Annotated in this window: 30 protein-coding genes; 12 read left to right on the forward strand and 18 right to left on the reverse strand. The window is 64.4% G+C overall.

Annotated elements, in window-relative coordinates; genetic code table 11:
* The first annotated feature begins 37 nt into the window (after positions 1 to 37).
* The 4 genes from NKJ90_RS29270 to NKJ90_RS29285 all read left to right on the forward strand — a co-directional run bounded on the left by NKJ90_RS29270 (position 38) and on the right by NKJ90_RS29285 (position 3346).
* Positions 38 to 1465 (forward strand): NAD(P)-binding domain-containing protein, encoded by a 1428-nt coding sequence (locus NKJ90_RS29270; protein ID WP_352487453.1) that lies wholly within the window; start codon positions 38 to 40, stop codon positions 1463 to 1465.
* Positions 1458 to 2699 (forward strand): arsenite efflux MFS transporter ArsK, encoded by a 1242-nt coding sequence (gene arsK, locus NKJ90_RS29275; RefSeq protein ID WP_023760034.1) that lies wholly within the window; start codon positions 1458 to 1460, stop codon positions 2697 to 2699. The genes NKJ90_RS29270 and arsK overlap by 8 nt, the downstream gene beginning before the upstream one ends.
* A 112-nt stretch (positions 2700 to 2811) precedes the next feature.
* Positions 2812 to 3057, forward strand: a complete 246-nt coding sequence (locus NKJ90_RS29280; RefSeq protein ID WP_031260421.1) for a type II toxin-antitoxin system ParD family antitoxin — start codon at positions 2812 to 2814, stop codon at positions 3055 to 3057.
* On the forward strand, positions 3047 to 3346 hold the full coding sequence (locus tag NKJ90_RS29285) for a type II toxin-antitoxin system RelE/ParE family toxin (protein WP_023760036.1): 300 nt from the start codon (positions 3047 to 3049) through the stop codon (positions 3344 to 3346). Before NKJ90_RS29280 ends, NKJ90_RS29285 begins: the two co-directional genes overlap by 11 nt.
* Positions 3347 to 3405: 59 nt before the next feature.
* Here NKJ90_RS29285 and NKJ90_RS29290 read toward each other — a convergent pair whose 3' ends face one another.
* From NKJ90_RS29290 to NKJ90_RS29320, 7 genes are all read right to left on the reverse strand, one after another.
* Entirely contained in the window at positions 3406 to 4149 is a 744-nt protein-coding gene (locus NKJ90_RS29290; RefSeq protein WP_023760037.1) for an amino acid ABC transporter ATP-binding protein, read from the reverse strand.
* Between the two features lie 26 nt (positions 4150 to 4175).
* A complete protein-coding gene (locus NKJ90_RS29295) occupies positions 4176 to 4850 on the reverse strand; it encodes an amino acid ABC transporter permease (protein WP_352487454.1) in 675 nt (224 codons plus the stop codon).
* A complete protein-coding gene (locus tag NKJ90_RS29300) occupies positions 4847 to 5518 on the reverse strand; it encodes an amino acid ABC transporter permease (protein WP_023760040.1) in 672 nt (223 codons plus the stop codon). Before NKJ90_RS29300 ends, NKJ90_RS29295 begins: the two co-directional genes overlap by 4 nt.
* Before the next feature lie 174 nt (positions 5519 to 5692).
* Entirely contained in the window at positions 5693 to 6481 is a 789-nt protein-coding gene (locus NKJ90_RS29305) for an ABC transporter substrate-binding protein (protein ID WP_023760041.1), read from the reverse strand.
* A gap of 104 nt (positions 6482 to 6585) precedes the next feature.
* Positions 6586 to 7749, reverse strand: a complete 1164-nt coding sequence (locus NKJ90_RS29310) for a saccharopine dehydrogenase family protein (RefSeq protein ID WP_023760042.1) — start codon at positions 7747 to 7749, stop codon at positions 6586 to 6588.
* Positions 7746 to 8246 (reverse strand): Lrp/AsnC family transcriptional regulator, encoded by a 501-nt coding sequence (locus tag NKJ90_RS29315; RefSeq protein ID WP_023760043.1) that lies wholly within the window; start codon positions 8244 to 8246, stop codon positions 7746 to 7748. Before NKJ90_RS29315 ends, NKJ90_RS29310 begins: the two co-directional genes overlap by 4 nt.
* A gap of 160 nt (positions 8247 to 8406) precedes the next feature.
* Positions 8407 to 9282, reverse strand: coding sequence for a LysR substrate-binding domain-containing protein (locus NKJ90_RS29320; RefSeq protein WP_023760044.1), 876 nt, complete (start codon positions 9280 to 9282; stop codon positions 8407 to 8409).
* Between the two features lie 145 nt (positions 9283 to 9427).
* Between NKJ90_RS29320 and NKJ90_RS29325 the strand changes: the two genes are divergently transcribed.
* Positions 9428 to 9634, forward strand: a complete 207-nt coding sequence (locus NKJ90_RS29325) for a hypothetical protein (protein ID WP_352487455.1) — start codon at positions 9428 to 9430, stop codon at positions 9632 to 9634.
* A gap of 21 nt (positions 9635 to 9655) precedes the next feature.
* Positions 9656 to 10405: a sulfite exporter TauE/SafE family protein gene (locus tag NKJ90_RS29330; RefSeq protein ID WP_023760046.1), complete on the forward strand. Its 750-nt coding sequence runs from the start codon at positions 9656 to 9658 to the stop codon at positions 10403 to 10405.
* 24 nt (positions 10406 to 10429) lie between these two features.
* Here the strand turns inward: NKJ90_RS29330 and NKJ90_RS29335 are convergent, their stop codons facing one another.
* From NKJ90_RS29335 to NKJ90_RS29345, 3 genes are all read right to left on the reverse strand, one after another.
* Positions 10430 to 10924 carry a GNAT family N-acetyltransferase gene (locus NKJ90_RS29335; protein WP_031260423.1) on the reverse strand — a complete coding sequence of 165 codons (495 nt, stop codon included), beginning with the start codon at positions 10922 to 10924 and terminating at the stop codon, positions 10430 to 10432.
* Positions 10921 to 11211 (reverse strand): type II toxin-antitoxin system TacA family antitoxin, encoded by a 291-nt coding sequence (locus tag NKJ90_RS29340; protein WP_023760048.1) that lies wholly within the window; start codon positions 11209 to 11211, stop codon positions 10921 to 10923. Before NKJ90_RS29340 ends, NKJ90_RS29335 begins: the two co-directional genes overlap by 4 nt.
* A gap of 80 nt (positions 11212 to 11291) precedes the next feature.
* A complete protein-coding gene (locus NKJ90_RS29345; protein WP_023760049.1) occupies positions 11292 to 11741 on the reverse strand; it encodes a universal stress protein in 450 nt (149 codons plus the stop codon).
* Positions 11742 to 11946: 205 nt separating this feature from the next.
* Here NKJ90_RS29345 and NKJ90_RS29350 point away from each other — a divergent pair, with 205 nt between their 5' ends.
* Positions 11947 to 12528: a histidine phosphatase family protein gene (locus NKJ90_RS29350; protein ID WP_023760050.1), complete on the forward strand. Its 582-nt coding sequence runs from the start codon at positions 11947 to 11949 to the stop codon at positions 12526 to 12528.
* Between the two features lie 12 nt (positions 12529 to 12540).
* Here the strand turns inward: NKJ90_RS29350 and NKJ90_RS29355 are convergent, their stop codons facing one another.
* The 3 genes from NKJ90_RS29355 to NKJ90_RS29365 form a co-directional block, all read right to left on the reverse strand.
* Positions 12541 to 12942, reverse strand: a complete 402-nt coding sequence (locus NKJ90_RS29355; protein WP_023760051.1) for a VOC family protein — start codon at positions 12940 to 12942, stop codon at positions 12541 to 12543.
* A gap of 122 nt (positions 12943 to 13064) precedes the next feature.
* The gene (locus NKJ90_RS29360; protein ID WP_031260426.1) at positions 13065 to 13817 is read right to left on the reverse strand and encodes a pseudouridine synthase; all 753 of its coding nucleotides are present in this window, start codon (positions 13815 to 13817) and stop codon (positions 13065 to 13067) included.
* 128 nt (positions 13818 to 13945) lie between these two features.
* Complete coding sequence (locus NKJ90_RS29365) at positions 13946 to 14791, reverse strand: helix-turn-helix transcriptional regulator (protein ID WP_352487456.1); 846 nt, start codon at positions 14789 to 14791, stop codon at positions 13946 to 13948.
* Between the two features lie 90 nt (positions 14792 to 14881).
* On the opposite strand from NKJ90_RS29365, the gene NKJ90_RS29370 reads away from it, so the two are divergent.
* The gene (locus NKJ90_RS29370; protein WP_023760054.1) at positions 14882 to 15772 is read left to right on the forward strand and encodes an SDR family oxidoreductase; all 891 of its coding nucleotides are present in this window, start codon (positions 14882 to 14884) and stop codon (positions 15770 to 15772) included.
* A gap of 87 nt (positions 15773 to 15859) precedes the next feature.
* On the opposite strand, the gene NKJ90_RS29375 is transcribed toward NKJ90_RS29370, so the two are convergent.
* The gene (locus tag NKJ90_RS29375; protein ID WP_023760055.1) at positions 15860 to 16555 is read right to left on the reverse strand and encodes a RibD family protein; all 696 of its coding nucleotides are present in this window, start codon (positions 16553 to 16555) and stop codon (positions 15860 to 15862) included.
* 506 nt (positions 16556 to 17061) lie between these two features.
* Between NKJ90_RS29375 and NKJ90_RS29380 the strand changes: the two genes are divergently transcribed.
* From NKJ90_RS29380 to NKJ90_RS29390, 3 genes are all read left to right on the forward strand, one after another.
* A complete protein-coding gene (locus tag NKJ90_RS29380) occupies positions 17062 to 18009 on the forward strand; it encodes a substrate-binding domain-containing protein (protein ID WP_023760056.1) in 948 nt (315 codons plus the stop codon).
* Between the two features lie 118 nt (positions 18010 to 18127).
* Complete coding sequence (locus NKJ90_RS29385; RefSeq protein ID WP_023760057.1) at positions 18128 to 19693, forward strand: sugar ABC transporter ATP-binding protein; 1566 nt, start codon at positions 18128 to 18130, stop codon at positions 19691 to 19693.
* On the forward strand, positions 19690 to 20700 hold the full coding sequence (locus NKJ90_RS29390; protein WP_352487457.1) for an ABC transporter permease: 1011 nt from the start codon (positions 19690 to 19692) through the stop codon (positions 20698 to 20700). The genes NKJ90_RS29385 and NKJ90_RS29390 overlap by 4 nt, the downstream gene beginning before the upstream one ends.
* A gap of 61 nt (positions 20701 to 20761) precedes the next feature.
* Here NKJ90_RS29390 and NKJ90_RS29395 read toward each other — a convergent pair whose 3' ends face one another.
* The gene (locus NKJ90_RS29395; protein WP_023760059.1) at positions 20762 to 21136 is read right to left on the reverse strand and encodes a hypothetical protein; all 375 of its coding nucleotides are present in this window, start codon (positions 21134 to 21136) and stop codon (positions 20762 to 20764) included.
* Between the two features lie 187 nt (positions 21137 to 21323).
* Here NKJ90_RS29395 and NKJ90_RS29400 point away from each other — a divergent pair, with 187 nt between their 5' ends.
* Complete coding sequence (locus NKJ90_RS29400) at positions 21324 to 21626, forward strand: hypothetical protein (RefSeq protein WP_031260430.1); 303 nt, start codon at positions 21324 to 21326, stop codon at positions 21624 to 21626.
* A gap of 11 nt (positions 21627 to 21637) precedes the next feature.
* Here the strand turns inward: NKJ90_RS29400 and NKJ90_RS29405 are convergent, their stop codons facing one another.
* The 3 genes from NKJ90_RS29405 to NKJ90_RS29415 form a co-directional block, all read right to left on the reverse strand.
* Entirely contained in the window at positions 21638 to 21949 is a 312-nt protein-coding gene (locus NKJ90_RS29405; protein ID WP_023760061.1) for a type II toxin-antitoxin system RelE/ParE family toxin, read from the reverse strand.
* Positions 21946 to 22236: a ribbon-helix-helix domain-containing protein gene (locus tag NKJ90_RS29410; protein WP_023760062.1), complete on the reverse strand. Its 291-nt coding sequence runs from the start codon at positions 22234 to 22236 to the stop codon at positions 21946 to 21948. The genes NKJ90_RS29405 and NKJ90_RS29410 overlap by 4 nt, the downstream gene beginning before the upstream one ends.
* A 98-nt stretch (positions 22237 to 22334) precedes the next feature.
* Positions 22335 to 23039 (reverse strand): XRE family transcriptional regulator, encoded by a 705-nt coding sequence (locus NKJ90_RS29415; RefSeq protein ID WP_023760063.1) that lies wholly within the window; start codon positions 23037 to 23039, stop codon positions 22335 to 22337.
* Between the last annotated feature and the right edge of the window lie 181 nt (positions 23040 to 23220).

The raw sequence follows: 23220 nt of genomic DNA on the forward strand, positions 1-23220 counted from the left end.
GGACGTATAATTCGAAGATACCGGAAGGATCGAACCGATGGACATGATGGCAGATCTTCCCGTCGCGGTGATCGGCGCCGGCCCGGTCGGCCTCGCTGCCGCGGCGCACCTGGTCGAGCGCGGCATCCGCCCGCTGATCCTGGAGCTCGGCGAGAGTGTCGGTGCTGCACTGCTCGAATGGGGTCACGTGCGGGTTTTTTCGCCGTGGAAATACAACATCGACGCGGCGGCGCGGGCGCTGCTCGACCGCTCCGGCTGGACGGCGCCGGACAGCCAAGGCCTGCCGACCGGCGGCGAGATCGTGCGCGATTATCTGGCGCCGCTTGGCCGGCTTCCCGCGATCGCCGCCAATCTGAAGCTCGGCGCCGAGGTCACCGCGATCACCCGCCAGGGACATGACAAGGTCGCCAATGAAGGCCGCAAGCAAGCTCCCTTCGTCATCCGCTACCGCGATGCCCGCGGCGAGCACCGCGCCCACGCGCGCGCCGTCATCGACGCGTCCGGAACCTGGTGGCGGCCGAACCCGATCGGTGTCGACGGGCTGCCGGTTCCCGGCGAGGGCGAGGCTCGCGGGCGCATCGCCTATGGCATTCCCGACGTGGTCGGCAAAGTGAGGAGCAGCTATGCGGGCAAGCGCGTCCTCGTCATCGGTGGCGGGCACTCGGCCATCAACGTCGCCCTGGCGCTGATGGAGTTGCAGGACGCTGCACCCGGCACCGAGATTTTCTGGGCGCTGCGCCACGCCAGCGTCGAAAGATTGCTCGGCGGCGGGCTGAACGACCAGTTGCCGGAACGCGGCGCACTCGGTCTGGCCGCCAAGCAGGCGATGGCGGATGGCCGGCTGAACATGCTGGCGCCTTTCGCCGTCAACCGCATCGAGGTGCAAGGCGAGGGGCTCGTCATCGACGCCAGCCTGGCCGGCAAGCCGTTCAATCTGGCAGTCGACCGCATCATCGTCACCACCGGCTTCCGGCCCGATCTGTCGTTCCTTAGTGAGATTCGAATCGCACTCGATCCCGCCGTCGAGGCGCCGCCGGCGCTGGCGCCGCTGATCGATCCGAATTTCCACTCATGCGGCACGGTTCCCGCGCATGGCATCAGGGAACTCGCGCATCCCGAACCGGGCTTCACCATCGTCGGCTCGAAATCCTATGGCCGCGCGCCGACCTTCCTGATGGCGACCGGCTACGAACAGGTCCGCTCGGTGGTCGCCGATATTGCCGGCGACTATGCCGCGGCTCGCGAGGTGCGGCTGGTGCTGCCGGAAACCGGCGTGTGCAGCGCCGTCGGCGTCGTGACGGTGTCGGAGAGTGCTGGCTGCTGCGGCGGACCCGCGCCCGCCAATGTCGATGCCTGCTGCGTCAGGGATGCGGACGCCAAGGCAAACGGCGCGTCGGGCTGCGGCTGTGCAACCACGCCGGCCGGCATCGAGGCGCGAGAGACGATGGCAGCCAGCGATGCCTGACCGATCTGTCCTGCGCAAGGCGATCTGGGCGCTCGGGCTGACCCAGATCATCGGTTACGGCACGCTCTACTACAGCTTCTCGATCCTGGCGCCGGCAATCGCCAGCGAGTTCAGCCTCAGCGAAGGCTGGGTGTTCGGCGCGCTATCCGCCTCGTTGTTCGCCGGCAGCCTGTTCGCGCCGACGGCCGGGCGCTGGGCCGACCGCTTCGGCGCTGGGCGCATCATGACCATGGGCTCGGTCGCGGCAGCCTTGGCGCTGGCGCTGTGCGCCGTCTCGCCCGGCCGCGTGAGTTTCGTTCTGGCGCTGCTGGCGATGGAGCTGGCCTCCAGCTTCGTCCTCTATAGCGCCGCCTTCGTGGCGATCGTGCAGATCGGGGTTCCGAGTCCGCAACGCAGCATAACCCACCTCACGCTGATCGCCGGGTTCGCTTCGACGCTGTTCTGGCCGCTGACCTCGGCGCTGCATGCGCAACTGACCTGGCGCGAGGTCTATCTTTTGTTCGCGGCACTCAATCTCGGGCTCTGCCTGCCGATCCACGCCTGGCTGATGCGCCTGTCGCGCCATCACGCGACGGCCGCGAGCCAAGAGCGCGGGCCGACCCCGGAAGCGGGCGCGCCGCTCGATTCGCGGCGCGGCCGGGCTGCGTTTCTGTTGATGCTGGCGGGCTTCGCGACCGAAGGGTTCGTGCTGTCGGCGATCCTGATCCACATGGTGCCGCTGACAGCGGCTCTTGGGCTCGGCACCGCCGGCCTCTTCGTCTCGACCCTGTTCGGCCCGTCACAGGTCGCCAGCCGGCTGATCAACATGCTGTTTGGCGGGCGATTGCCGCAAACGCACCTTGCCGTCATCGCAGCTTCGCTGCTCACGGCCGGGCTGTGCGCGTTGCTGTTGACCACACCGTGGCTGCCCGGCGCCTTCCTGTTCGTGTTCCTGTTTGGCCTCGGGTCCGGCCTCACCAGCATCGTCGGCGGCACCTTGCCGCTCGAACTCTTCGGCCGCGAGGGCTATGGCGCGCGGCTCGGATGGGCGAGCGCCGCCCGTCAGTTCACCTCGTCCTTCGCGCCGTTCGCGCTCGCCTTCATGATGGCGCGGACTTCGGTCGCCAATTCGCTGTGGGTGCTGGTGGCCGTCGCCGCGAGCGGCGTCATCGCCTTCCTTGCCATCGCGCTGCTGAGGCGGCGTGGCGGCCGGGTTGCGTTTGTGATGGGCGGGAGTCCGGAAGAGGCGGCTTGAATCACGACATGCGCGATGGCAGGGCGACTTGGCATCTTGCCCCTGAGGTCACAATTGTGGACATATACCAATTTTTGGTATATGTTGACATCGCAACCTTAGGATGGAGCTCATGCCCCGAAATACCTCTGTTTCCCTTGGCGACCATTTCGCTGGCTTCATCGATACGCAGGTTCAGACAGGCCGTTACGGTTCGGCAAGTGATGTCGTGCGTGCAGGGCTGCGGTTGCTCGAGGAGCATGAGGCCAAGGTCCGTGCTTTGCAAAACGCGCTCATCGCTGGCGAGGAATCTGGCGCGCCCGTTGCCTTCGATAGCACTGCGTTCCTGAGCAAGATGCGCGCCAAGCATGCCAAATGAGTGCCGCCAATATCGACTCTCACCTCTCGCCGAAACTGATCTGGAAGATATCTGGCTCTACACGTTCAAGCACTGGTCGCTTGAACAAGCGGATCGGTATCACCACGATTTGATCGGCGCTATCGAGGCCTTGGCCAGCGGGCTCAAAACCGGCCGCCGCACCGAAGTGCGCGAGTACTATTTCAAGTATCCCGTCGGGCAACACTTCGTTTTCTTCCGTCAATCCGAAACGACCTTAGATGTCATCCGCATCCTACATCAACGAATGGACATTGAACGACACCTATGACGGGTGAAGTGTGCTCGCTGCCAAGGAACGCGTAAATTGACCGGCGTGTCAGTGCGCCGTTAGTGCCTGAGAATTTTGCCGAGGAAAGCCCGGCTGCGGTCGGTCTTGGGGTGGGAGAAGAATTCGTCGGGCGTGCCGCTTTCGACTATGGCGCCGGCGTCCATGAAAACCACGCGCTGGGCGACCTTGCGGGCAAAGCCCATTTCGTGCGTCACCACCATCATCGTCATGCCTTCCTCGGCGACCGCCACCATGACGTCGAGCACTTCCGAAATCATCTCGGGGTCGAGCGCCGAGGTCGGCTCGTCGAACAGCATGATCTTGGGCCGCATGCCGAGGCAACGCGCGATCGCCACGCGCTGCTGCTGGCCGCCGGAGAGCTGCGCGGGATAGGCATTGACCTTGTCGGCCAACCCGACCTTGGCCAGCAATTCGCGCCCGGCCTTTTCGGCCTCGGCGCGCGGGATCTTGCGGACATGGATGGGGGCGAGCGTCACGTTTTCGAGCGCGGTCTTGTGCGGGTAGAGGTTGAACGACTGGAAGACGAAGCCGATCTCGGTGCGTAGCTGCGTCATGTTGGTGGCGGGGTCACCGAGACGCTGGCCGTCGACGGTGAGGTCGCCGTCCTTGATCGCCTCCAGGCCGTTGACGCAGCGGATCAGCGTGCTCTTGCCGGAGCCGCTCGGGCCACAGACGACGACCACTTCGCGCGGCTCGACGCTGAGCGTGATATCCCTGAGCACGTTGAGCGAGCCGAACCATTTGTTGACGCCGCGAAAGTCGATCATGCCCGTTTTGGTCATATCTTTTGGGCCCTTCGGGTTCGATGTCACAGCTGCACCTCGCCATGCGCCGCACCCATGCGGCGCTCGAGCCGGCGGGCGAGCATGATCAGGGGATAGCAGACGATGAAATAGCCGACGCCGACGAGGAAGAAGACCAGAAGGCCGTTCGGCACACGCTGCACCACCAACCAGCCGACGCGGGTGAGATCGGTCAGTCCGATGGCGGAGACGACGGAAGAATCCTTGATCAACAGCACATACTGCCCGACCAGCGGAGGGAGCACGATGCGCATCGCCTGCGGCAGCACCACCTGGCGCATGCGCTGCCAGCGCGACAGGCCGGACGCGAGTGCCGCCTCGACCTGGCCTGTCGGCACCGAGCGGATGCCGGCGGCGACGATCTCGCAGATGAAGCATGCGGCCAGATTGGTCAGCGCGATGATGCCGGCAGTGAAGGCGTCGAGTTCGATGCCCAACTCCGGCAGGATAAAGAAGATCAGGAAGATCTGCACCAGGAAGGGCGTGCCGCGGATCAGGTCGACCCAGGCGCCGATGATGGCTGATATCAGCCGATTGCCACCGGTGCGCAGGAGGCCGAGACCGAAGCCGAGCGAGGTGCCGAGCACCAGGCTGATCAGCGACAGCACCACGGTCATGCCGAGGCCGCGCAGGGCCAGCGGATAGGAGCCGGCGAGGCTTTGCAGCTGTTGCCAGATCATGTGCGGGCCCCGGCTGCGCCGAGCCAGCGGCTGGACAGGCCAGCCAGTCCCTTCAGTCCGTAATAGAGCAGCAGATAGAAGGCGGCGATGGTGAGGAAGCCTTCGGCTGGCATGAAGCGGTCGGAGGCGAGCAACTGGCCGGCGCGCGTCAGTTCGGAAACCGAGATCAGCGACAGCAGTGCGGAATCCTTGACCAGCACGATCGCCTGGCCGAGCAGCGGCGGGATAGTCACCTTGAAGGCTTGCGGCAGGACGACAAGGCGCATGCGCTGGACATAGGTCATGCCAGAGGCGACGCTGGCTTCGACCTGGCCGCGCGGGATCGACAGGATGCCGGCGCGAATGATTTCAGCGATATAGGCGCCGCTGTTGAGCGATAGCGCGAGGATGCCGACGACCAGCTCCGGCAGGACGAAGCCGAGCCTGGGCAAGCCGAAATAGAGGAAATAAAGCTGCGCCAGCAGGGGCGTGGCGCGCACGGCGTCGATATAGGCCTTGGCCGGTGTGCGGAATAGCCAGCCGCGCTGCAGGTTCGCCGCGCACAGCACTATGCCGACGACGAGCGCACCGACAAAGGACAGCGCCGACAGCCAGACGGTCGTGATCAGGCCCTGCCCGAACAGGGGCAGATATTCGACGATTGTGCGGAAACTGAAATTCTCGAGCATGGGCGCGTGGCGGTGAAGAGGGAAGGGTGATTAGCGAATAGCGAGTAGCGAATAGCGAATAGCGAGTAGCGAGTAGCGAGTAGGGAAGTGGGGAGCAGCAAAGCGTGGCCGGAACAGCCGTTCACCACTCGCTACTCGCTACTCGCTACTCCCTATTCGCTACTCCCTAATTCCTCAGTGGTCTTTCTTCCAGGCGTCGGAATTGACCCAGTAGTCGAGGTTCTTCTGCAGGCGGCCGTCTATGCTGACCTGGTTGAGGAACAGGTTCATCCAGACCAGCAGGTCCGGCTCGTCATAGCGGGTGGCGAAGGCAAGCGGTTCCTTCGACAAAAGGTCCGGCATGATGGTGAAGGAGCCGGCCGGATACGCCGTCGACTGACCCTTGACCGCCGAGACGTCGTTGACGCCGCAATCGGCCTGGCCGTTGTTGACGGCATCGAGCAGCAGTGGACCACCGCCCTTGTAGCTCTTGACGTCGGCATCGGGGAACGCGGTCTTGGCTTCCTTCTCGCCGGTGGCGCCCAGCAGCACGGCGATCTTGGTGCCCTTGGCCTTGCAATCCTCGGTCGTCTTGAACTTGCCGTCGGCCTTGGTGAAGACGGTGCTGCCCGTGTACATGTAAGGCGTGGTGAAGGCGACCTTCATGCCGCGCGCCAATGTCGGCGTCATGTCGGCGACCAGCAGATCGGCCTTGCCCGAGAGCAGCGCCGGGATCAGGCCGTCCCAGTCGAAGTCGAGGAAGGTGATTTTCACGCCCATTTCCTTGGCCATCAGTTCGGCCAGTTCAACCGAACTGCCGGTGCGTTCGCCATTGGCGCCGACCAGCGAGAAGGGGGGACCCTGGGTCTGCACGGCGACGCGAAGTTCGCCGCGCTTGGTGATGTCGTCCAGTGTTCCGGCCGTGGCCGCAGTGGCGAGCCCGGCGAACGCAAGTCCGGCGATGAAAAGTCTGGCAATCTTCATTTCGGTAGTCCTCCCTGTTGTCGTTGGTATCTGCCCGCGGATTTCCTCGGGCCCTTTTTTGAGCGGCGGCACCGTTGCCGGCGGCAGCCACCGTTCGAAAATCCTCAGCCCCAGGCCACCGTTTCGGTGACATTGATGCCGCGTCTGGCTAGCGAGTCGAAGAAGGGCTCGTCAGGCACATCGAGCAGCGGGTTGAGCAGGCCGGGCTTGGTGATGTCGTCGCGTGCCAGCATCTGCGCCACGATGCTGGCGGGGTAGCCGACGCCGAGGCTCATGCCGAACAGGCCGGAGACGAGGTCCCGCTCGATGATCAGGTCCGATGTCACCGTCTTGGCGCGGCCGCCTTCGAGGCCGGAAAAGACATTGCGCATCACGCAAAGATCCTTTTCGCCGGGGCCATATTGCAATTGGGGCCCGAGCAGCCGGCCGAGGAATTCGCGCGGGCTGTTGGAGGTGCCGGGCACCTTGTCTTCGGAGAGGAAGCCGAGCTCCTTCAGCGGCGCCCAGAAGGCCGACCATCCCGGCCAACGCAGCGTGTAGCGGCCGGAGCGGCACAGCCCCTTGGCGGCGTCCAGCATCTCGACATAACGCAGCGCATCGCCATTGGGGAAGGCTTCGAGCTTGCCCAAGCCTGCGACCTCGATCTCATGGATGAAAGGGTTGGCGTGCTGCTGACCGGCTGGCACAGCGACGCGTTTTCCGTCCTCGATCATCACGCTGTCGCGGTTCTGGCTGACCAGGACCATGTCGAAATTCCAGCTCACCTTGTAGCAAAGCGGCTTGGCCATCGCCTTCGGCTCGGGGATGCCGCCGCAGTAGGAATCGATTGCCGTGATGGAGTCGAACTGCTTTGCGGCACGGGCGTAGAGCACGAGGTCGATGCCGGGGTCGAGCCCGCATTCGGTCATGATCGGAACGCCGGCCTGTTCGGCCGCCGGCGCCAGGTCGGCGATCGACTTGGCGTAATTGGTGGTGACCAGCGGCGTCCGCGTGGCGATGGCGGCCTGCACCGCCTCGCGCATCAGCGGCTGCGGCAACAGATCTATGACGGCGTCGACATCATCGAGCACTTTGGCCAGCGCCGGGCCGATGGCGCCATCGGGCACGACGAAGCGCACGCGAGCAAGGTCGGTCAGGCCGGCAATCCGGGCAGGACCGTCCGCTGCGGTGTCGACGCAGACAATTTCCTCAACGCCGTCGCTGACGACGAGGTCGGCGATGGCCGCGCGGCCTTGCAGGCCGAGGCCACCGAGAACCGCGATCTTCATGCCGGCTCCTTGCGGTCGTCCGACCAGCAGCCTTCGGGCAGGCTGACCCATTTGTTGCAGGACGCCATGACGACGAAGGTCTCGCTGCGCACCACTTCGCCCGGCTCGCCGGCGCCCGGGATCAACTCGCTGGTGACGCGGTAGAGATCGGCGACATCACCGGCCACCGTCACGTCGACGATGATGTCGAAGCGCCCGGTTACCACCGAAGCCGAGTTGACGAAGGGCAGTTCGGAAATGCGCTGCGCCAGCTCGCGGGCCCGGCCGCGCCCTTGGGCGTTGATGCCGACGATCGCCGAGATCAGCTCGGGCCGCTCGGTCAGGTTCAGCAGCCCGACGATCTTGAGCAGGTTGCGGTCGAGCAGGTTGCGCAGCCGCGAGCGCACCGTCGGAACCGAAACCGCCAAGATCTCGGCGATGCGGTTGATGCCCGGTTGGGCGTCCTGCGACAGCTGTTTGACCAGCCGCCGATCGGTCAGATCGAGATGTTCCCGCAAAGTCCCCGTCTTTCACAAAAGGAAAAAACTTCGGCAATTTCTTTGCCAATGTGCAAACAAGCTATGTCACGGATTTTTGAAATGCAAGGCGTTGTTTTCGCATTGACGGGGACAATGGTCGCCGGCGCGGATGCAGCCGCTTGCTGTTCGGCTGTGGAATTCAGACCAGCGCGGCGGCCAGCAACTTTGCCTGCGGCGTCAAATCGTCGAAGCGGCGGGCGCAGAGGTTGAGCTGGCGCGTCGCCCAGTCATCGGCCAGCCGCAGGCTACGCACTGAGCGTGCCGAGCGGCGCGCCACACTTTCCGGCACGACGGCGAGGCCGCCGCCTTGTGCGACCAGCCGGCAGACATTGTCGAGGCCAGGCACGCGGATGCGAAAATTCAGATGGCCGCCAAGGCGGGCGGCCTGGCGACTGATGTGCTCCTGCAGCGCATGGCCGGTGCTGAGGCCAACGAAGGGTTCGCCGATCACGTCGCTGAGACTGGCTGTACGCAAGCCTGGAAGGCCGGGCCAGTTTCGCGCGGCGATCACCACCAGCCGGTCGGTGAAGAACGGTTTCTGCTCGAGATGCGACAGGCCGGCCCAGGTCGCGGCGATGCCGAGATCGGCAGCGCCGCTGGCCATGGCTTCCGCGATCTCATGGCTCGGCCGCTCGTCTAGATCGATGTCGATCCGGGGTTGCGCGACCAGGAAGGCCGGCAGGATGCCGCGCAGCAGCTCGCCGGTGGCGGCGGTGTTGGCCATCAACCGGACACGGGCGCGCAAACCGCTGGCATAGGCGGCGAGATCGCCGGCCAACGCCTCGATCTGGTTCTGCACGGCCCTTGCGTGATGCAGCAACGCCTGTCCGGCCGCCGTCGGCACCACGCCTCGCCGGCGGCGCTCCAAGAGCGGCGCGCCGAGCCGCTCCTCCATGCCCTTGATGCGGGCACTGGCCGAGGCAAGGGCCAGTCCAGCAAGCTCGGCGCCGTGGGTGATGCTGCCGCGCTCGGCCACCAGCAGGAACAGCCTGAGATCGACCAGATCGAAGCGCATTCTCTTGCTCCCTGCACACAGCCCGGCGGCCTGGGGGAAGGCGGTCGGCTTTGCCCCAGCCTTCGGTCTGGCCGAAGGCTGGCAGCGCGATTTCCACATTGTGATCGGCCGAGATCTTCGTCAACAGTTTCGAAGGAGCAGTGTCATGAACGAACGAACATCAAGCCGGTTCGGCATTCTTGAAAGCGCGGCGATTGTGTTGGCCATCGTCGTGGCTGGCCTTGCCATGGCGCGAGCGGAGCCAGGCCTGCGGGAATGTGCAGCGACGGTCGCTTCCGTCAGCCGCGATGCTGCGCCGACAAAGGCTGCCAGCGCGGATGCCGACGCAACCGACATGCTGCTGCATGACTGATCCGGCGGCGAAAGTGCGATCATGCTGAGCGCTGGCATTATCGCCTGGATCGGCGCTGTCTTCCTCACTGCGGGCTTCGTCAAGGGCGTCGTCGGCATGGGGCTGCCGACCGTGGCGATGGGACTGCTGGCGGTGACGATGCGGCCGCCACAGGCAGCCGCTTTGCTGTTGATTCCGTCGCTGGTCACCAATCTCTGGCAATTGCTGACCGGGCCATCCTTCGGCGGCCTGTGCAAGCGGTTGTGGCCGATGATGGCCGGAATCGTACTCGGCACCGTAGCCGGCGCCGGTCTGCTGACCGGCGCACATACGGGCGTGGCCTCGGCGGGGCTGGGCGCGGCGCTGGTGCTCTATGCCCTTGTCGGTCTCGCCAAGGCAGGCTTCATCACGCTGGCGCGCCAGGAAGTGTGGGCGTCGCCGCTGGTCGGCGTGGCGACCGGGTTGGTCACCGGCGCCACCGGCGTCTTCGTCATTCCGGCGGTGCCCTATCTGCAATCGCTGCGGCTGGAGAAAGAAGACCTGATCCAGGCGCTTGGCCTTTCCTTCACCGTGTCGACGGCAGCGCTCGCTATCGGGCTGTTCAGGACCGGTGCTCTCGCGTCGCAGACGGCGCAAATGGCGGGGTCGGTCCTGGCCCTGGCGCCGGCTCTCGCCGGCATGTTCGCCGGCCTGGCGCTACGCCAGAAGATGAGCGTCGAGACCTTCCGCAAAGTGTTCTTCGCCGGGCTGCTGGCGCTGGGGGTGTATCTTGTGGGCGAGGCCCTGCGCTAGCGCAGGCTTTGCAGCCCGCAATCGTCAGCTGAGACTCTGGTTGAGATCGGCGAGCGTCACCATCAGCGTCAATGGCTCGACCGGAGAAGGCTCGAATCCGACAGCCAGATAGAAGGCTCGGGCGTCCTCGGATATCGCATGGACCAGTAAGCCTCGGATTCCCAGTATGTCAGCAGCCTGGAGTATTCGCAGACCAGCATCCCTCATCAGCGCACGACCGATGCCTCGCCCATGATGTGCCTGGTCGACCGCTAACCTGCCCAGCACCGCAACCGGGATCGGATCGGGCATATTGCGCCGGAAGCGACCAGGAGCTTCGACCATCTTCACGCCGCCGCTGGCAATGGCGTAGTAGCCAACGACACGGTTACCGTCGCAGGTCACATAGGTACGGGATGCACCGCCCGCCTGATTGGTCAGGGCACGTTTTTTCAACCAATCGTCGAGTGAGGGTATGCCCGATAAAAATTCGCTGAGTTCGTGATGGTCGGCGAGCGGAACTGGAGCCGACAGCCTCACGAAGCGTCCCACGGAGTCTTTGCCGTCATGGTGCGGCGCAATCGATCGTTCTGTTGCGGCGGCGCGTCGAGACGTGCCAGAAAAGCAGCGTAGACATCCGGCTCGACGGTAAACACGAGACGGTTGAGCAACGCGTCCTCAGCGGCGCGTTGCGACGCTTCAAGCATGAAGTCGGTGCGATTCTTGCCGAGCAGTTCCGCTGCACGGTCAATCAGATTGCGAACTTCCGGCTTGACGCGGATGTTGAGCGGAACACTCTTCGGGAGCGGATGATGTGATGTTGGCATAAATAGCTCCCTTCTTCATCAGACCATAGCAGACTGTAATGACATTGTCATTACGGTCTGCCGGAGATTTGCGGAGGCGCTTACCGCACCACCAGCACCGGGATTTCGGTGTAGGACAGCACTTCCGCCGTCTGGCTTCCCAGAAGCAGCTTGCCCAGTCCGCGACGCCCGTGCGAGGCCATCACGATCAAGTCGCAGCCTTGAGCCTGCGACAGCTCCAGGATTGCCTCGGCCGGTCTTTTGTCCTCGACATGGACGACCTCCGCGGAGACGCCGGCCGCATTCGCCGATGCCTTGCACTTGTCGAGAACCTTCTTGCCATATTTGCGCGCTTCTTCCTGGTAGGCGGCCAGTTCATCGCCAGCGGCAAAGCCCGCCATGGCGCCGCCCCAGGCGAAGATCGGGAATTGTTCGGAGACGGTGATGAAAGTGACGGCGGCACCAATGCCGCTGGCCAGCGCCAGACCGTGGGCAACGCCCCTGTCGGCCAGTTCCGATCCGTCCGTGGCAATGAGCAGATGTTTGTACATGATGATCTCGACCTATTGTGCAAGGGCCGCTGCCCTTGTGGTGGCGGGAGCCTTGGGAGGCTATCCTTGATATAGTCGCGCCATCGGGCTGATCACAGGGCCAACTCGATGCGGATCAGGGCCAAGCTGCACACACGTTTGCGTCAGCAGGATTCCCCTTTGCGGCATCGTTCCCTAAGGTGCGGGCGACATCGAAAGGCATCCAATGAGCAGCGCGTTTCCGCAGATACATCTGGTCCGGCATGGCCAGACGGCGTGGAGCCTTTCGGGGCAGCACACCGGCCGCACCGACATGCCGTTGACGCTGGCCGGCGAGGCCGCGGCGCGGGGTGTCGCGGACCGACTCAAAGGGCTGTCGTTCTCTGCGGTGTGGTCGAGCCCTTCGCAGCGTGCCTACAACACCAGCGTGCTGGCTGGCTTCGGTGCCGAAAGCGTCAAGAAGGACGATCTGCAGGAATGGGACTACGGCGCCTATGAGGGGCTGACGACAAGACAGATCCAGGCCGAGCGGCCCGGCTGGACCGTGTTTCGCGATGGTTGCCCGAAGGGCGAGACTGCGGCCGATGTCGGCGCGCGAGCGGACAGGATCATCGCCGAATTGCGCAAGGCCAATGCCGACATATTGGTGTTTTCCAGCGCGCATTTTTTGCGCGTGCTGGGGGCGCGCTGGCTCGGCTTGCCGCCCGAAGATGGTGCGCTGTTCGTGCTCGATACGGCCAGTATCAGCGTGCTCGGCTACGAGCATGATTTGAGCGAGCCGGTCGTGCGCAAGTGGAACCAGAAGTAGGGCGCAAGAGTCCTATCTGTCGAACTTCCTGATCGCCTCGGCGGTCACCGGCGTGAAGAAGTTCACCAGATTGCCGTCCGGGTCGCGGAACAGCATAGACCGGTTGCCCCAGGGCATGGTGGTCGGCTTCTGTACCGTGACGTCCCTTAAGGTGTCCGAGAGCCTGGCGAATTCCGCGTCGACGTCGCCGACGCGGAACTCGAGGATTGCCGTGTGGTTGTCGGCCGGGCGGGCGATGTCGCCGCCGAACAGCATCAAAGTGCGCGTGCTGCCGATCGCCAGCGTGCAGGAAGGTGTTGCGAGTTCGGCGAAGTCTTCCGTGTACATGGTCACCGGCATGCCGGTGATTTCGCCGTAGAAGCGCACGAGGCGCTGGACATCTGACGTGATGATGCGGACAGAGACGAAATTCATCGCATGGCTCCTGGATTGCTGGAGCCGCTGCCGCCCCATGGGCAGATATAGACCAAGTCTCCTGACAGCCCTCCGTCAGGAGAGCGCCGACGCGGTGCGCCGACACCGGCGACACGCCTCACTCAATCCACCAGCAGAGCCAGTTCTTCCGGTGTCAGATGCCGCGCGGTGCCCTTGGCGAGGTCGCCAAGCTGCAGGCGGCCGATGGCGATGCGGATCAGGCGCAGCACTTCGATGCCTTGCGCCGCGAGCAGGCGGCGGATGTGGCGGTTGCGGCCTTCGTCGAGCACGATCTCCAGCCAGGCTGTGCGGCCGCCGCTGCGCAAGAGGTGGATCGAGCTGGCGGTCAGGGTCTCGCCGTCGACGGTGACGCCCGCGCGGAATTTGTCCAGCATCGTCTCATCCGGCACCGTGCCGATCTGCACGTGGTAGGTCTTGGGCAAATGCGAGGCGGGGTCCATCAGCCGGTTGGCAAAGCGGGTGTCGTTGGTCATCAACAGCAGGCCTTCGCTCGCCTTGTCGAGGCGGCCGACCGGCGAGACGAAGGGCAAATCGAGCCCCTCGAGGCAGGCATAGACGGTGTCGCGCTGTTGCGGGTCGTCGCGGGTGGTGACCAGCCCGCGCGGCTTGTTGAGCATGACATAGACCTTGCGCTCGGCAACGACCTGATCACCGTCAACGACGATGCGGTCGCGGTTGAGGTCGACGCGCAGCGAGGCATTGCGCACCACCTTGCCGCCGACACGCACGCGGCCTTCCGCGATCAGCACCTCGGCCTGCGTGCGCGAGCACAGGCCAAGCTTCGACAGCGCCCGGTTCAGGCTGACGCCGGGCGCCGCCTGCCTGCCGCTTTGTCGTGTCTGCCGTGGTGTCATAGTGCCATTTGTGTTGGTGAAGCCGACAGATGCCATGGGCCGCGATGGCTTCGCAAGCCGTGCTGCTGCCTTGTATGCAGGGCATGGGGCAATGGCGGCATCCGCGCCGTCCGCCGTCGCCGCAGATATCAGCCCTGGTCCAACCCTTGCCCTGAGGGGCGCCGGGCGAGGGCGCGGATACGGTCGGCGACCGTGCTGTCGATCGGGTTGTAGACGATCATGCTCAAGTCCGGGCGTCCATCGACCGAGAATGCCGAGTATTCCAGCTCGATGTCGCCGAGCTGCGGGTGCTTCAGGCGCTTTGTCCCGTCACCGTGGCTGAGCACGTCGTTTTCCTGCCACAAGGCGGCAAACTCGGGGCTGACGCTGCAAAGTTCGTCGACCAGTTGGGCGACCTCCGACACCGCGCCGGCGCGTGCCGCATCGGCCCGGAACGTTCCCACCACGAAACGGGCGAGGCTTTCCCAATCGTGCTGCTTGGCGCGGATGACAGGGCTGCGGAACATGAAGCGCAGGATATTGCGCTGGCCGGCGGGCAGGGCGCTGTAGTCGGTCAGCACGATTTGCGCGGCGCGGTTCCAGGCAACGACGTCCCAGGTGGCGGTCTTGATCAGGGCTGGGCTGGCATCGAGTGTGTCGAGCAGTCGCTGGAGCCGCGGATTGACCCCCTCGACGCCCTTGTAGCGAACTTCGGGCGGTCGACCCAGCCCGAGCATGAAAAGATGTTCGCGCTCCGGCTCGGTCAGCATCAGCCCCTTGGCGATGCGGTTCAGCACGTCAGCCGAGGGCGCGCCGCCGCGGCCCTGTTCCAGCCAGGTGTACCAGGTCGGGCTTATGTTGGCGCGCTGGGCGACTTCTTCGCGGCGCAATCCCGGAGTCCGCCTGCGCCCCGAGAAGCCGAAGGAAGCCGGATCGAGGCGGGTGCGCCGGTCCTTGAGGAAGGCTGCCAGTGAGCCGGCTGAATTGATGGGCATCCTGTTAGGCATTATACCATGATAAGATCACTACTTTAATGGAATAATAGACCAGCAATATTACGCAGGCAACTGTGCAGGAGATTTTGCATGCGTATCTTTCTCACCGGCGCGACCGGTTTCATTGGTTCGGCGCTGGTTACCGAACTGATCAAGGCGGGCCACCAGGTGGTCGGCGTCACCCGCTCCGACGCCGGCGCCGAGGCGCTTGCCGCCGCTGGCGCCGAAGTACATCGGGGAACGCTTGAAGAGCCCGACGGCCTGCGCGATGGCGCGGCCAGGGCGGAAGCCGTGATCCACACTGCGTTCGACCATGACTTCTCTCGATTTGTCGAGAATTGCGAAAAGGACAAGCGTGTCATCGCGGCCCTCGGCCAGGCATTGGCGGGGTCCGAGCGGCCGCTGGTGATCACCTCCGGCGTCGGCGCGGGCAGCCCCGGCTATGGCCAACCGGCAGTCGAGGACATCTTCAACCCCAGCCATCCCAATCCGCGCATTGCGTCGGAACTGGCCGGCAATGCGTTGCTGGAGGCCGGCATCAACCTGTCGGTGGTGCGCCTGCCGCAGGTTCACAATCCGGTCAAGCAGGGGCTCATCACGCTCTTCATCGAAATCGCGCGCCAGAAAGGCGTCTCGGCCTATATCGGCGAAGGCCGCAACCGCTTCTCCGCGGGCCATCTCCTCGACGCGGCGCGCCTTTACCGGCTCGCCGTGGAAAAGCGGCAGCCGGGCGCGCGCTATCACGCGGTCGCCGAGGAGGGTGTCGAAGCGCGCGCAATCGCCGAGGCGCTTGGCCGGAGTTTGAAATTGCCGGTCGTTTCGATACCGCCGGAAAAGGCGGAGGAGCATTTCGGCAGGATGGCGATGTTCGCGCCGATGGATCTGCCGGCCTCCAGCGCGCTGACCCAGGCACGGCTGGGCTGGCATCCGACCGGCCCGACGCTGATCGCCGATCTTGATGCCATGCCATACGCCGACTGACGGCTGAAGCCTCGGCGCCAGAGTGGACAAGATGGGGCCGGTAATCTCAGTCAGATTACCGGCCCTCTTGTACGAGAGCGCATCCATTCAGGGCGCGACGGCGTAGCGCAGATGAACGAGCCCATGCGCGAGCGCTTCGCAGCTCGTCAGGGACAACTGCATCTTGCCCGCCAGGCCGCTCTCGCCGAACTCGACGAAACCCTGGTTTGCCGCCCGCCCGTCGAGCGCCGGCGCGACGAGAAGGCTCAGCTCATCGACGAGCCCTGCCGCGAGGAAAGAACCGTTGATGCCGGCGCCGCCCTCGAGCAGTAGCCTGCGTATGCCGAATTCGCGGCAGAGTACCTCGACCATCGACGCGAGATCGATGTCGGCGGTTTCCGCGACGATATAGGACACGCCGTCGGCGGCAAGTTCGGCGAGATGGCTGTCGGCAACGTCACGCCCAAGCAGCACCACGACATGATCGCCGCCGATGTCGGGTTTGGAAAAGTGAAGCCTGCCCGAGGGATCGAGCGCCACGGCATAAATGCCCGCACCGGCCTGCGCGAAATGATAGGGCCGGTCGACCTTGCCGGCATTGGCCGGCGGATGCGCGACGGCTTTGCTCATCTCGGCCATGGTGACGCGGCCGACGATCCAGGCATCGCCCGCGAGGTCATTGTGGATATGCTCATAGAGGCTGGACCATTCGGCCAGGGTGCCGTCGGGGCTCTTGGTGTAGCGGCTCGGGTGGAGGCCGCCGTCAAGGGATGCCAGCATATGGCAGATGATTTGCGGCTTCATGCAATTCTCCAAATCGTGGGCTTCGAAAATTCAGGTCTTGTTGTCGTGCATATCGTTCTCCCAAAACCGGTGCCACTTTTGACGATCTGCATTGTCCCAAAGTAGTGCCGGACCAAGGGAATGGAAGTCAGGCGCCCCGACCACGCGAGACGGCCGCACGTGTCGGAGCAGCGCTTTCGCTTCCTGGCCCAGAAAAAGAACGGACTGCAAGGCCCGGCCGACCCGAGCCGATCGCCAAAGGGCAGGAAGCCGCAATCCAAAAATCCGACAATTCCGATAAGTTGCCCGGTAGCTCCGTTATATCGATGTTGCACAAATGGTTGACCCCGGGCTAGCATCCCCGCGCAGGCGTCGATGGGAGGCTCTTTTTTACAGCGGCGGCCGGCTGGAGCGGCATGCGTTTTCGGGCGCAGGGAGGATGCTCCAACACTTTGAACCGACGCACGATACTTCCTGAAACCGATCCCGGTTTCTCGGGGTCGTGCGTCCTTGTGGAGGAGGATCTCATGAACAGACGCGAATTCCTGCTGTCGTCCGCGGCCTTTGGCGCCATGATGCTTGCCGCACCCTCGGCCTTTGCGCAGAACAAGCTCACCATCCTGGGCTCCGTGCCCAATCTCGGCTTTCCGTTCTTCGTGCACATGCTGAACGAGATCAAGGCGGAAGCCGCCGCGCAGGGCGTCAATCTGACGGAAAGCGACGGCCAGAACTCGGCCACCAAACAGACCGCCGACATCGAGGCGGCCCTGGTGCAGAAGGTCAACGCCATCGTCATCTCGCCGCTCGACGTCAACGCGCTGGCGCCGGCTATCGAGGAAGCGGTCAAGGCCGGCGTTCCCGTGGTGACGATCGACCGCCGCGTCGACGGCGTCGAGGGTATTCTGGCCCATGTCGGCGCCGACAACGTCAAGGGCGGCGAGGCCGAAGCCCAGGCGATGGTTGCGGCGTTCCCCAACGGCGCCAAGCTCTTCCATCTGCAGGGCCAGCCAGGCGCCGGCCCGGCGATCGACCGCAACAAGGGCGTGCACAATGTGCTCGATCCCCTGAAGGACAAGTACCAGATCGTCTTCGAGCAGACCGCCAACTTCGCCCGCGCCGAGGCGCTGTCGGTGACCGAAGCCGGCCTTGCCGCCAACGGCAAGCCGGACGCCATCGTCTGCGCCAATGACGACATGGCACTCGGCGCCATGGAAGCCTGTGCCGCGCGCAACTTCACCGACGTCAAGATCTACGGCTTCGACGCGCTTCCCGAAGCGCTGGTCGCGGTGCGCGACGGCAAGCTTGCCGGCACCGTCGAGCAGTTCCCCGGCGAGCAGTCGCGCACGGCGGTCCGCATCGCGGTCGCCTTTGCCAAGGACAAGACCGAGCCGAAGGAGAAGCTGGTGCTGCTCACACCGATTGTCATCGGCAAGGACAATCTCGACAAGGCGGAGCGGATTGGCGAGACGAAGTAGGGGCGATTGGTAAGCCGGCGGGACAGCACCCCCCTCTGTCCTGCCGGACATCCGGCAGGACAGAGGGGGTGCTCAAGCGCTGATGGAGCCGTGATGAACTGCATCGAGGAAGCAACCATTGTCGCCTGCTGAAGCCGCATCGCCCGAACCTATCCTGCTTGCCGTCGAGGGCATTACCAAGCATTTCTCCGGCGTCACCGCGCTCAGCGATGTCTCGCTCGACATCCGCCCTGGCGAAATCCTCGGCCTGCTTGGCGAAAACGGCGCCGGCAAGTCGACACTGCTGAAAATCCTGTCGGGCGTCATGCCGCCGTCGGGCGGCCGCATCATTTTCGACGGCGCCGACTATCAGCCATCGAGCCCCCAGGATGCCAAGCGGCTCGGCATCGTCACCATCTATCAGGAGCTCAGCCTGATCCCGACGCTGACGGTGGCGGAGAATATTTTTATCGGCCGCGCGCCAGTTGGTCCGCTCGGGCTGGTCAGCTGGCGGCGCATGGAGCAGGACTCCCGTGACATCATCGCCCGCGTCGGCCTCTCCATCGATCCGACGACGCCGGTGTCGGCTCTGTCGGTGGCCGAACAGCAGCTGGTCGAGATAGCGCGCGCGCTGTCGCTGAAAAGCCGGCTGATCATCATGGACGAACCGACCTCGGCGCTGACCGAGACCGAGGTGCAGCGGCTGCTGTCGATCATGGACCGGCTGCGCAAGGACAACGTCGCCATCATGTTCGTAACCCACCGGCTGGAGGAGGCGTCGGCCATCTGCGACCGCATGACGGTGCTGCGCGACGGCAGGCTGGCCGGGCATCTCGACCGCGAAGGCGGACCGATCGCGCTGCCCAGGATCATCGAGAAGATGGTCGGCCGGGCGGCGTCGGAACTTTATGCGCGGCCGGCGCAGCGCGCGGTTGCCGGCGATGTCGTGCTGTCGGTGCGCGGACTGCGCACCGTGCGCGATCCCGAGGCGCCGCACGCCATCGTGCTCGACGGCGTCGACATCGATCTCAAGGCCGGCGAGATCCTCGGCGTCGCCGGTCTCGTCGGCTCGGGCCGCACCGAACTGGCGCGCGCCATTTTCGGCGCCGACCGCATCGCGGCCGGCACCATCACACTCGATGGCAAGCAAATCACCCCGGCGTCACCGGCCGATGCGATTGCGCTCGGCATCGGCCTGGTGCCGGAGGACCGCAAGCACCAGGCGATCTTTGCTGCGCTCGGCATCCTGCCGAATTTCTCCGTCGCATCGCTGGGCAGCTTCAGCAACGGCTTCGGCTTCATGGCAGAGCGGCGCGAGCGCGATGCGCTTGCCGGCTTCAGGAAGATGCTGTCGATCCGCATGGCCTCGCCCGAGCAGGCTATCGAGGGCCTGTCAGGCGGCAACCAGCAGAAGGTGGTCCTGGCGCGCTGGCTGGCGCGCGATCCGAAGGTGCTGATCGTCGACGAACCGACGCGCGGCGTCGATGTCGGCGCCAAGACGGAAGTGCACCAGATCCTGGTGCAGCTTGCGGCGCGCGGCATCGCGGTGATGATGATCTCGTCCGAATTGCCCGAGGTGCTGGCCGTGTCGGACCGCATCGTCACCATGCGCCGGGGACGCATCACCGGCGAGATGCCGGGCGTCGAGGCAAACGAGGAAAGACTGATGGAACTGATGGCTCTCGACTGCAAGGAGACACCATGAGCGTGGCGGAGGAACAGCGCGGCGGCATCAATTTCGCGCGCCTGCTGATGAGCTTCGGGCCGCTGCTGTTCCTGTTGGCGCTGATCGTGGTCTTCACAATGCTGAAGCCTAGCTTCATGGACCCGATCAACCTGTTCAACATCACGCGGCAGATCTCGATCACCGGGCTGATCGCGCTCGGCATGACCTTCGTCATCCTCACCGCCGGCATCGACCTGTCGGTCGGCTCGCTGCTCGCCTTCTGCGGCATGGTCGCCGCGGTGGTCGCCAAGGGCGGCACCGCCAACACGCTGTCGCTGTCGACCTCCGGCACGCAAGGTTTTGGGTGGTTCGCCGCTCTGCTCGCCGCCGTAGTTGTGGGGGCGGCGGCCGGTGGTGTGCAGGGGCTTGTCATCACGCGGCTGAAAGTGCCGCCCTTCGTCGTCACGCTGGGCGGGCTGACGGTGTTTCGCGGGCTGACGCTGACCATCTCCAGCGGCGGCCCGATCTCGGGCTTCGACGCCTCGATGCGCTGGTTCGGCACCGGGCTGATCGGCCCCGTGCCGGTGCCAGCGCTCATCTTCGCTGCCGCCGCCATCCTGTGCCACATCGTGCTGCGCTACACGCGCTATGGCCGCGCCGTCTATGCCGTCGGCGGCAATGCCGAGGCGGCAAGGCTCTCCGGCCTGCGCGTCGACCGCATCCTGGTCTCGGTCTATGTCATCGTCGGCTTCTTCGCCGGGCTCGCCGCCTTCGTGCTGTCGGCGCGGTTGAATTCATCGGAGGCGGTGGCTGGCATCGGCTACGAGTTGACTGTCATCTCGGCCGTCGTCATCGGCGGCACCTCGCTGTTCGGCGGCATCGGCTCGGTCGGCGGTACGGTGGTCGGCGCGGCCCTGATCGGCGTGCTGCAGAACGGGCTGCAGTTCAACAACGTGTCGTCCTACACGCAAAGCATCGTCATCGGCCTGATCCTGATCCTGGCGGTGGCGTTCGACCGGTGGCTGAAGTCGCGGGTGCGAAGGTGAGGCAACGAGGAGCGCTTAGCGCCGGTCCACCCCCTCTGTCCTGCCGGACATCTCCCCCGCGCTATGCGAACCGCTTCTCAGCCTCGCATGCCCACAGAAGATGGCTGTAACGGCGGAAGTAGCGCGCCACCAGACGCTGCTGTTTGGCTCGGATGAGGTCAGGCAGGCGCTGCTCCTGGCGCCAGCGCGGCAAGTTGCGCCAGCAGGCGATGAGGCGAACGGCATCCGTGATGGCTTCTTCAGCCGACAGTGCCGGGCCGAGCGCGGCCAGGAACAAGGTCTCCGAGTATTTCAGCTCGTCGATGACAGCCTTGCGCCTGATGTGATCCTGGCGGGCGTACGCGATGCCATTGCGGCGGATCGCCTCGAAAGCTTCGAGCAGAGCTGGGCTGTCGCCGGCATAACCGCAGGCGCGGGCGAAATCGGCGGCGTCCATTGTCACTCCCAGGACTAATGTGGCGGTGGGTTCGTGGCCCGACTCACATTTGCAAAGAGACATAAGCATAACTCAAAAAATTATAGAAGAAAAACTTTTATGGCTGTTTGAAAACTGCGACTCGACTCCCGGCGCAAAACACAGGAATATGCGAACAAATCAGGAACAAAAAAGGTGAGGAGGGGCGATGGCATTGCCTGGCAGGGAACCAGTGATCGCGCATGTCGCCTCGATCTCGGTCGAGTGCGCCGATTGCGGCCGCAACAGATGGTGGCGGCCCGATCAGTTGAAGCGGTTCGGGGTGACGGGAAATACACCGCTGGCCGCATTGTCGGGCCGCATCGTCTGCTCGGCCTGCCGTGCCGACGGGCTGCCGGGGGCAACCGTCACGATCCAAGCGGCGTTCATCGACGAGCGTCAGCGGGTGCGCAGCGAAGCGCGGATGCTGAATGAGCGCGAGGTGCCGCTGGAGGGGTCGAGACGGGCTTGATGAGGTGGCCGTCAGAAGGCGTCGTCTTCGTCGGAGAGGATGACGTCTCGCCCGCCGTGAAAGATTCGAACGATCGTCACGGTCTTGTCTTTGATGGTGAATGCGATCGTCGCCCGCCTGCGATAGCCCACGGTGCGGAGGCCTGGCCTGACATCATCATGGCGCGTCCCGCGTTCGGGAAAAGTATCAAAGTCCGAACAGTAATCGATGAGGCGATCGACATAGGCTCGCGCAATTCGTTCGCCAGCCTGTGGAACCAGATAGATCAGCAAATCCAGCAGGTCTTTTTCTGCGGCCTCACTGAAGACGACCCTGTGCGTCACGCTTGGCGTGAACGCTTGCCCGCCAGTGCATCAATGCGGTTGTGAAGTCGCTTGCGTACTTCCTCGAGAGGTGAGACGAGCGAAGGATCCTTCTGAAGCGCATCCATTGTTGGCGCAACCTCTTCCCGCAGCCAGCGATCGACCGCTGCGTCGCGTGCGGCAAGCGTTCTCAAGCCATCGCGGATGACTTCGCTTTCGGTGGCGTACTCGCCGGATGAAACCTTGTCCTTCACCATCTGCGCCATCTCAAGCGGCAAGGTAATGGTCAGTGGCTGGGTGGTGCGCATTGTCATTCCCCTGGGCAAATGGGATGCGTATGACTTAATCATACGCTGTTGCGCAAGCCGCGGCCAGTGGAATGATGGCACTTGGGCGCGATGAATCCTCAATACCCCAGCAATTCCTTCAGCGGAATCACGCGCCAGACATGTTTTATGGCGTAGCGGTCGAAGGTTAGCGTCTTCGGCGGATTGTATTGCTCGACGACCAGCTCGGCTGCGGTGCGCTTGACCAGCTTCTTGATGAAGGCCTTGCCGTTGCGCTCGTTTTCTTCTGGAAACGTCTCGATCACGACGTGGTCGCCCGGCACGGCGTCGCGGCCGCCGCAATAGATCAGGTCGCCGGGCTCGTAGCGCGGCACCATGGAATCGCTCAGCACGTGCAGCGCGAATACTTTTGGCACGTTGCGGACGCCCGGCGGGCGCTGGACATAGCCCGCCGGCTCGCCGTTGAAGGTGAAATCGCCATCGTCGCCGCCGACGGCCGCGCCCAGCACCTCGATATCCATCGACCCGGCAGGCAGGGGGGCGGCATCGGTGACGATCTCGGCGTCGGCGACCGGGCCGGCATCGTCGAGGAAGACGACCTGCCCTTGGCCCAGTGCCACCGGGTCGACGCGCAGGAAGGCGGCGGTCTTCAAGAGGTTCTCGGTCTTGGGCAGGTTGCGGCCGGTTTCCCAGTTGCCGACGGCGGCGACATCGGTGTCGTTGTGCTCGGCGATGTGGCGCATGACCAGGCCGCGCTGCTTGCGCGCCTTGCGGATAGCCGCCCCGACCTTGATCGACAATTCCGTTTTAGCCATGACACCCATGTGAGCGATGAAAGCGGCTCTCGTCTATGAAAGAATGGCTTGCATTATGTTTTGAGTTATGCTTATATCTGGTGATGCAAAACCTGTCCAGCTTTCATGGCGCCGAGGCGCCTGACTCCCATGGGGCGCATCCGGCGACTGTCGCCGGCACCCTTCCGTTCCGGCCGTCCTCCTCCCCGGC

The organism is Mesorhizobium sp. M0051, from assembly GCF_040323235.1.
In the GTDB taxonomy this organism is placed as follows: Bacteria; Pseudomonadota; Alphaproteobacteria; order Rhizobiales; family Rhizobiaceae; genus Mesorhizobium.